The organism is Leekyejoonella antrihumi, from assembly GCF_007845645.1.
GTDB lineage: Bacteria > Actinomycetota > Actinomycetes > Actinomycetales > Dermatophilaceae > Leekyejoonella > Leekyejoonella antrihumi.
This window is the reverse complement of the sequence record NZ_VCQV01000071.1, coordinates 1-8,484: the sequence shown is the minus strand read 5'-3', so window position 1 is coordinate 8,484 and position 8,484 is coordinate 1. Positions and strand designations below refer to the sequence as shown.

At 64.1% G+C, this 8,484-nt stretch carries 7 protein-coding genes; 6 read left to right on the top strand and 1 reads right to left on the bottom strand.

Going from position 1 to position 8,484, the window contains the following annotated elements; all coding sequences use genetic code 11:
- The 6 genes from FGL98_RS24060 to FGL98_RS24030 all read left to right on the top strand — a co-directional run.
- A partial coding sequence (locus FGL98_RS24060; RefSeq protein ID WP_146321293.1) for an APC family permease occupies positions 1 to 1,158 on the top strand: 1,158 nt, incomplete at its 5' end.
- Positions 1,155 to 2,465 carry a glutamine synthetase family protein gene (locus FGL98_RS24055; protein ID WP_146321291.1) on the top strand — a complete coding sequence of 437 codons (1,311 nt, stop codon included), beginning with the start codon at positions 1,155 to 1,157 and terminating at the stop codon, positions 2,463 to 2,465. The genes FGL98_RS24060 and FGL98_RS24055, both read left to right, overlap by 4 nt.
- The gene (locus FGL98_RS24050; protein ID WP_146321289.1) at positions 2,462 to 3,700 is read left to right on the top strand and encodes a CaiB/BaiF CoA transferase family protein; all 1,239 of its coding nucleotides are present in this window, start codon (positions 2,462 to 2,464) and stop codon (positions 3,698 to 3,700) included. The genes FGL98_RS24055 and FGL98_RS24050 overlap by 4 nt, the downstream gene beginning before the upstream one ends.
- Positions 3,693 to 4,901, top strand: a complete 1,209-nt coding sequence (acdA, locus tag FGL98_RS24045; protein ID WP_146321288.1) for a 3-sulfinopropanoyl-CoA desulfinase — start codon at positions 3,693 to 3,695, stop codon at positions 4,899 to 4,901. The genes FGL98_RS24050 and acdA overlap by 8 nt, the downstream gene beginning before the upstream one ends.
- On the top strand, positions 4,891 to 6,237 hold the full coding sequence (locus FGL98_RS24040) for a tetratricopeptide repeat protein (protein ID WP_146321286.1): 1,347 nt from the start codon (positions 4,891 to 4,893) through the stop codon (positions 6,235 to 6,237). Before acdA ends, FGL98_RS24040 begins: the two co-directional genes overlap by 11 nt.
- Positions 6,238 to 6,952: 715 nt before the next feature.
- Positions 6,953 to 7,582, top strand: coding sequence for an isochorismatase family protein (locus FGL98_RS24030; RefSeq protein WP_146321282.1), 630 nt, complete (start codon positions 6,953 to 6,955; stop codon positions 7,580 to 7,582).
- A gap of 224 nt (positions 7,583 to 7,806) precedes the next feature.
- Here FGL98_RS24030 and FGL98_RS24025 read toward each other — a convergent pair.
- Positions 7,807 to 8,484: acyl-CoA carboxylase biotin carboxyl carrier protein subunit (locus FGL98_RS24025; protein ID WP_342780006.1), on the bottom strand; the 678-nt coding region annotated here is incomplete at its 5' end.

The following is an 8,484-nucleotide window of genomic DNA, read 5'->3' as shown; positions in this document are numbered from 1 at the left end:
ACCTGGAAGGTGCTCCTCGAACTGGATCAGATAGGGACTTCGCAATCACTATCTTCCCAGGTCAGGGGCACTTTTCAGCTCACGCCACGCACTCCGCGACCCTCACCCGATGAAATCCCCGGGGTAGGGCTGCTCACCATCCTCGCGGGTGCAATCTTGCTGGCCGGCGGCGGACCTTCCGGGATCACTCTCCATGGCTTCGGGCTCTCGTCGCTGACCTCGGGGAACCCCGCCGGCGACCTCGGCGTCGCGCTCGTCTTCGTCGTGTCGTCCTTCATCGGGTTCGAGGCGACCGCGATCTTCGGTCAGGAAGCCAGGGACCCGCGTCGCACGGTCCCTCGGGCGACGTACATCGCAGTGCTGTTGATTGCTGTGTTCTATGCGGTCTGCACCTGGACGATCTCGCTGGACTACGGCCCCGGTCACATCGTCACGGCAGCGACCAAGAACTTCACCGGCCTCTACCAGAGCTCAATGCAGCATCATCTCGGCGGCTTCTTCGTCGTGCTCCTTCAGATACTGATGTGCACGTCGTTGTTCGCCTGTGTGCTTTCTTTCCACAACACCGTCAACCGGTATCTGTGGGTGGTCGGCAACGAAGGCATCGTCGATCGGCGACTCGGCGCCACCCACCCGCGCCACCAGTCGCCACACGTGGCGGGCGCTGTGCAGTTCATCGTAATCGCGGCCGCCGTCGTGCTGTTCACTGTGCTGCGACTCGACCCGACGCAGGTGGTCGGGTGGTGCTCAGCGTTCACTGCGGTCGGCATCCTGATGATGCAAGTCCTGGTATCGATCTCCGTGGTGCGCTACTTCGCCGCCAACAGCCGCGGTGTCTCGCTATGGAGCCGGGCGATCGCACCGACACTGTCCACCCTCAGCCTGTTGGGGTGCCTGGTGCTGATGTCTCAGCACATCGAGTACGTCGCCGGTACCTCGAGCGTCGTCGTGAAGGCGTTCCCCGAGATCATCTTCGCCCTCATGCTGCTCGGCTTCGGGTTCGCCCACCACATGAAGGTCCGTCGACCCGAACGCTACGAACAACTGGGCTCGTTGTTCGGCACAAACTTGAGCATTTCCCAGCTTGAGCACAGATCGGAAGAACCCGTGCGTGTAACGGAAGAACTTGAGCAGCACCTATCGGAGGTCGACCAATGAACGACGCAACCACGCGACCGCAGTACCCGCTTCCGGAGGGCGTGCACACGGTGTCCCTCGGGTTCGGCGATCTCAACGGAATTATGAGAGGCAAGTACATCCCCGCATCGCAGTGGCCACGCGCCTGCGCGGAGGGCATCGCGATCATCGGTGCGATGTTTGCGATGGATGTCACCTGCGATGTGTGGGATACGCCGTTCGCAGGGTTTGACAACGGGTATCCGGACATCCATATGTTTCCGTCATCGGCGCCGATGGCCTGCCCGTGGGACCCGGGAATCGCCATCTGTCTCGCGGTCACCGAGACGGCTGACCATCTCCCGGTGCCGGTTGATCCACGCAATGCGCTGGTTCGCCAGGTTGAGCGGGCGCGCGACCTGGGACTCTGCTCACGTGTCGGCACGGAGCTCGAGTTCTACCTGCTCGACGAAGAGACCATGCTTCCCCGGCAAAGCGGCCTGCAGGTCTACAGCATGCTGCGATCCGCCGAGATGGAGCCCATTCTCGGCCCGATCCGCAATGGACTTGCCGACATCGGGATCCCGGTCGAACAGTCCAACCCGGAGTATGCAGCCGGCCAGGTCGAGGTCAACCTGCGCTACGACGAGGCGCTGACCGGCGCTGACCGGGTGGTGCTGTTCCGCAACACCGTCAAAGACATCGCGGCCCGGCACGGCTACCTCGCGACGTTCATGGCCAAGCCCTTCATCGATCGAAGTGGCTCGGGTTTCCATACGCACCATTCCCTGTGGCGTGACGGCGTCAACGTGTTCGCGGACCACGGGAGCATGAACAGTATGGGGCTCGCCTTTCTCGCCGGCCTGCAAAAGCGGATGGCGGAGATGTCGGTCGTTTCCAGCGCGACTCCGAATGGCTACCGGCGCCGTCAACCCGGGATGTTCGCCCCGATCAACAATGCGTGGGGCTATGACAACCGGACTGCGTCGCTGCGCGTTCTGGAAGGCAGCGACTCGGCCGTGCGAGTCGAGAAGCGAGATGCTGCCGCGGACAGCAACCCGTACTACTTGCTCGCCTGTGAGCTTGCGGCGGGACTGGACGGGATCGAACAGGGACTCGTTCCGAAGTTCGATCCAGAGCGCGGCGATGCCTGTAAGAAGGACTGCTACGAGCTGCTGCCGCGGTCCATGAACGAGGCAGTCGAGCTCGCCCGCGAGTCTGACTTCCTGGACGGTGTGATGGGAGCCGAGGCGAAGGCCATTTATCTGCAACAGGCCGAACGCGAGCAGGCCTTCGTCGATAAGCAGGTCACCGCGGTCGAGATCGAGCGCTATCGGGGCAACTTGTGACTCCTGAGCACACGCCGGAATCCGGCCGCTCGGCAGCCGGCACGGGCGCGCTGGCGGGCGTTCGCGTCGTTGACCTCAGCCGAATCCTCGCGGGCCCCTACTGCACTCAGCTCCTCGGCGACCTTGGTGCCGACGTGATCAAGGTAGAGCGCCCGATGGTCGGTGATGACACCAGACGGTGGGGCCCGCCATTCCTCGCCGGCGCAGGCGGCCCGACTGAGGAAAGCGCCTACTACCTGTCGGCCAATCGCAACAAGCGGTCGATTGAGCTTGATTTGAGCTCCGCCGACGGTCAGCGTGCGGTTGTCGAATTGCTGGAGAGCGCGGATGTCCTCGTCGAGAACTTCAAGCAAGGCGACCTCGCCCGGGCAGGCCTCGACTACGAGTCGCTGAAGGAGCGCTTTCCGCGCTTGGTCTACTGCTCGATCAGCGGCTTTGGGCGCACCGGGCCGAACGCCCACAGGCCGGGCTACGACCTGCTCGCTCAGGGCTGGGGCGGGATCATGTCGCTGACCGGGGAGCCCGATGGTGAACCGATGAAGGTCGCGGTCGGGATCGTCGACATCATGACGGGGATGTACGCCGCGACGGCGATACTCGCCGCGCTGCGCCACCGTGATCGCGTCGGTCGCGGCCAGCAGATCGACCTCGCGCTGGTGGACGTAATGACCGCCTGGTTGGCCAACGAAGGTGTGGCAACCTTGATGACAGGGGAGAATCCCGTACGCCGGGGCAACCAGCACCCGAGCATCGTGCCGTATCAAGTGTTCGCGGTCAGTGACGGCTATCTGATCATCGCCTGCGGCAATGACAAGCAGTTCGCTGCGCTCTGCAGTGTGCTCAAGGTGAAGGACCTGGTCACGGACCAACTGTTCGCGACCAACCCAGCCCGGTTGCAGAATCGCGGCGAACTGATCACCTTGCTGACCCCTGTCATCGCAGCGCGAGAGCGGGACGAACTGCTCGCCGCGATGGAGAGTGCCGGCGTACCCGGCGGTCCGATCAACACCGTGGCCGAGGCATTTGCCGATCCTCAAGCAGTTGCTCGTGGGATGCGCATCGAGGTGCCGCATCAAGCATCGTCCACAGGGGTCGTCTCGCTGATCGGAAATCCGACCAAGTTGTCCGAGACGCCCGTCGAGTACCGCCTCCCACCGCCGATGCGCGGGGAACACACCAATCAAGTACTGACCGAACTTGCCAACATATCCGAAGGGAACTCACTCAATGTATGACTTTGACTTGACCGAGGCGCAGAGCCAGCTTCAAGAGCGGGCACGCGAGCTGTCCGATGGGCCAATTCGTGAGCGCGCGGCGGAAGTCGATCGGACCGAGTCCTATCCGTGGGATACCGTCAAGCAACTCGTGGACAGCGGCTTTATGGGGATGACCATCCCCGTCGAGTATGGCGGCCTGGGCCTGAGCTACTTCGACGTGGTGCTGGTGGTGGAGCAGGTTGCCCGCAACTGCGGCATCACTGCGCGCATCGTGGTCGATGCCAACATGGGCGGTGTCGGTGCCGTCATGAAATACGGCACACCCGACCAGAAGAAGACGGTGGCTGGGTACGTGCTCGAAGGTGACAAGCCGGCGATCCTCATTACCGAACCGGACGCGGGTTCAGACGCCACCGGCATGTCCACCACGGCCGAGCGGGTCGATGGCGGCTACATTCTCAACGGCACGAAGTATTGGATCACCGGTGGCGGTGTCAGCCATGTGCATCTGGTGTTCGCGCAGGTCGTGGAGGACGGTGTGAAGCAGGGGATCCAGGGATTCCTTGCCTACCGTGACAAGACGGATGGCCTGAGAATCGGTGAGCGGCACCGCACCATGGGATTGCGTGGGATCCCCGAGACGTACATTCACTTCGAGAACATGTTCGTTCCCGAAGAGGACGTCGTGCGTCCGCCGGGTGAGGCGCGTCGTGGCTTCGCCGGGCTGATGGACGCGTACAACGGCCAGCGTGTCGGCGCCGGAATGGTCGCCCACGGCATCGCACAAGGAGCCCTCGAGGTTGCCGTTGACCGGGTCAAGTCCCGCGAGCAGTTTGGCCGCCCATTGGCCGAGTTCCAGGGTCTGCAGTGGATGTTGGCCGACATGCAGATCGGACTGACCGCCTCTCGCGGGCTGCTCTACCAGGCGGCTCAGAGACTCTCCCCGGCGGGCTTCCCCGAGCGTCAGCTCGCAGCCCAGGCGAAAGTCTTCGCCGCAGAGAACGCCATCCGGGTCACCAACGACGCGCTGCAACTGTTCGGTGCCCAGGGCTACAACCGCGCGCTTCCACTCGAGCGGATGGTCCGTGACGCCCGGATGTTCACCATCGGAGGTGGGACGGCGCAGATGTTGCGCAACCAGGTCGCCAGCACGCTGCTGGGGATGAAGCTCCCGCAGACCCGGGACGGTTGGCTTGCCGAGGTGGACCATGCCCGTTGACGGCTTCGGCGCGGAGGTCTCCTACAAGGACCAGGCCGCGATCGACGTATTCACGGGCGCCGCGCGCGCGCTGCTTGGATACGCGCCCGACCCCATCGGAGCCACCAGCCAGCTGTTGGTCGAGCATCCCGACTTCGTGATGGCTCGGTGCCTCATGGCGGGCGCCTGTCTGGTTGCCTCGGATGCGCGCTTTCAACCGATGCTGAAGGCCGAGGAAGCCCAGATCGCAGCGCGCGAGAGCCTGGCCAATGACAGAGAACTCGGTCATTTGAAGGCGATCCGACTCTGGCTCGCCGGCGACTGGTACGGCGCGTCGGCGGCCTACGCGGACGTGCTCACGCGCCACCCGCGGGACCTGTTGGCTCTGCTCTTCGGACATCAGGTCGATTTCCTTCTGGGGCAGGCTCACCGGTCGCACGACAGAGCGGCCAGGGTGCTCGGCCATTGGAGCAGTGACGAGCCGGACGGTGGCTTCATCCAGGGCATGCTGGCATTCGGGTTGGAGGAGTGCGGCCACTACCAGCGAGCCGAGCAAGCGGCGCTTGCCGCGCTTGAGCTCAACCCGCGCGACACGTGGGCTATCCACGGGCGAATACATTGCCACGAGATGCAAGGCGAGCTCGACGCTGGCGTGAGCTTCATGCGCGGAAGGGAGTCCGACTGGGGCGGCACGAACTACCTTGCATCGCACAACTCGTGGCACCTGGCGCTGATGCACATCGAACGATGCGAGTTCGATGAGGCGCTCGCCCTGCACGACCGGTACATGGCAGTCACCGAGGACAGCGTCCTCATGAAGATGCATGACAGTTGCGCCCTGCTTTGGCGCCTTGGTATGGCCGGCGCCGACGTCGGGGATCGCTGGGCCGCTGTTGGATCGCGCTACCAGGAGGTAGCCGACCAGGCCTACATGGGGTTCACCGACCTGCACACCGCGATGGCCTTTGCCGGCACGAACAACGGCGACGGCCTTGCGGGCCTCGCGGCCTGTCTGGAGGCCGAAGGCGCCGGTACCAGCCAGCGGGCCACCATCGCCCGGATGGCCGCCTTACCCGTTGTCAAGGCCTTCCGAGCCATCCAACAGCGCGACTTCGCCGCCGCCATGGACTTGTTTGCGGCACACCGCTACTCCTCCCACTTGATCGGGGGTTCAGCAGCGCAACGTGACGTAATCGACCTGACCTACCTCGACTGCGCCCTGCATGCCGGACGTACCGAGGTGGTGGACGCTCTGTTGCAAGAGCGACGGCTGCTGAAGCCGGAGAGCCCACTGACACAGGTCCTGCGTGGCCGACTGCAGCAGCTGCTCGCAGATCGCACGCCTGCACTTTCGTAAGTGACGTTCCCCCTCTGGCGAGGCTTCCCCAGTGGGTGTCTGGTGTCCGCCCAGTCGGCTCGTGACCGCCGCGATAACCGGTCTTCAACGGCGACCGGGACGATGTGGTCAACGGCATGGAGTCGACGACGGTCGTAGGCACTCGATTCCCAGGCCAACCGACGAGTCCTGCTGGGGTGAGCGCCGTTCAGTGAGGGTCAGTCCTTGATCTCAGCCTGGCCGGCACCGGCGCCAAACTCGCCCAAATGGGACAGATCACACTTGCATTACGGACAATCGGTTGTTCGGAGAAGGCGTCCGTTCGACACCCTTGAGGTCTCCAGCAAGTAGCAGAAGGGCTTCCAGCAGTCGCCGGTTGCTCCCCTCACTACGCCGGTGACCTGGCCGTTCGATCAGGTGCTCACCGCTGGGCCAGGACCTGGTAGGACCCTTCGGCGTCTCGACAGGATTGACATGGATCCACTGGTGATCACCAGATGCTTGAGCGAAGGGATTGCTCGGTGCCTGGGTGACGATGGGCAGTTGGGGTGATCCCAGGGTCGTCACCTACTCCTACCACCTCGACGCGGTCATGGTTGTACCCGGAACCCATTCCCATGGCGCAGGTGAGCGCCCGATTAGACTCCTGGCTGAGCACTGCGGTAGGTCCGCGTAGCCCTGGAACCGTCCGGTATCCGCCGGAGGCCACCCACCACCTCAACTCAACGGAGATCCCATGTCCACACCGCACCGCTCCCTCATCGTCATCGACGCACAGCAGGAGTATGTCGAAGGACTGTTGCCGATCCAATACCCTGCACGCGATGAGTCGATCGCTCGCATCGCCGAGGCGATGGACGCTGCCGAGCAGGCCGGGATCCCGGCAGCCATCGTTCAGCATCAAGCCCCCGTAGGGTTCCCGATCTTCGCGCCGGAGTCGTCAACCTTCGAGTTGCACCCTGAGATCGCGAAGCGCGCCGAAGGCGCGGCATATCGCTTCACGAAGTCCTTTGCCAGCATCTTCGCGGACACTGGCCTCGAAGAATGGCTGCGCCAGCGCGAGATCGACACAATCACCCTCGTTGGCTACATGACGAACAACTGCGTCATCGGTTCCGCCGCTGCGGCGGAACCCCTCGGATTCACCGTCGAGGTGTTGTCTGATGCGACCGGCGCTATCGACATTGCGAATTCCGCCGGTTCAGCGCCGGCAAAGCAGGTGCACGAGACGATCATGGCTGTCTTGAACTCCAGCTGGGCTGCGGTCGCCACGACGAACGACTGGACCAACGCCGTCAAGTCCGAGAATGCTCTCCCAGGAGACAACCTCATCGAGTCAGCTGCACGGGGACGGGACGCCAACTAACTCAAGTAGGCCAGGAATCAGTACCAACGACGTGCCGATTCCTGCGCCTGGACTTTCTCCTGACTCACTCAGTTCCTCGCTACCCACACCGCGCAAGGCGTCACCCTCCGGGCGCCAAAATTGTGGCCATTCCTGCTCAAGTCTGACCGATGCAGCAGATCGACCGTTTTACGCCGAGTCGGTCGGCTGACGGTTCTGTTGGGGTGACCGCCGTCCGTGGAAGGTCAGTCCTTGATCTCGGCCAGGACGGTGCCTGCGGTGACGGTCTGACCGACCTGGGCGGTCAGGCCGGTGATGGTGCCGGCCTTGTGCGCGGTGATCGGCTGCTCCATTTTCATCGCCTCGATCACGATGATGGTGTCGCCCTCGGCCGCGGTGTCACCGTCGGATACGGCGACCTTGACGATGGTGCCCTGCATCGGCGCGGTGAGGGAGTCACCGCTCGCTGCGGCGGCGGCGCCGCCGGAGCGGGAGCGCTTGGGGGCCTTCTTGCGGGCTCCGTTGCCGTCGCCGGTGCTGCCGAGTTGCAGGTCGCCGGGCAGGGTGACTTCCAGGCGTTTGCCGCCGACCTCGACCACCAGGGCCTGCCGCGGGGCCGGTGGCTCGCCCGACTCGGGTAGCGGCCCGGTATACGGGGCGATCTGGTTGTCGAAGTCGGTCTCGATCCAGCGGGTGTGGATGGTGAAGGGCTGATCGCCGGTCGGCGCGAAGGCCGGGTCGGCCACGACGGCGCGGTCGAAGGGCAGCACGGTCGGCATGCCCTCGATGACGAACTCGTCCAACGCGCGGCGGGCCCGTTCGAGGGCTTCCTGGCGGGTGTGGCCGGTGATGATGAGCTTGCCGAGCAGGGAGTCGAACGCGCCGCCGATGACGTCGCCCTCCACGACGCCGGAGTCGACGCG

Excerpts from the sequence above, each read along its gene's own strand:
- FGL98_RS24055 (WP_146321291.1), top strand. The coding sequence starts at position 1,155 with ATGAACGACGCAACCACGCGACCGCAGTACCCGCTTCCGGAGGGCGTG.
- acdA (WP_146321288.1), top strand. The coding sequence starts at position 3,693 with ATGTATGACTTTGACTTGACCGAGGCGCAGAGCCAGCTTCAAGAGCGG.
- FGL98_RS24030 (WP_146321282.1), top strand. The coding sequence starts at position 6,953 with ATGTCCACACCGCACCGCTCCCTCATCGTCATCGACGCACAGCAGGAG.
- FGL98_RS24040 (WP_146321286.1), top strand. The coding sequence starts at position 4,891 with ATGCCCGTTGACGGCTTCGGCGCGGAGGTCTCCTACAAGGACCAGGCC.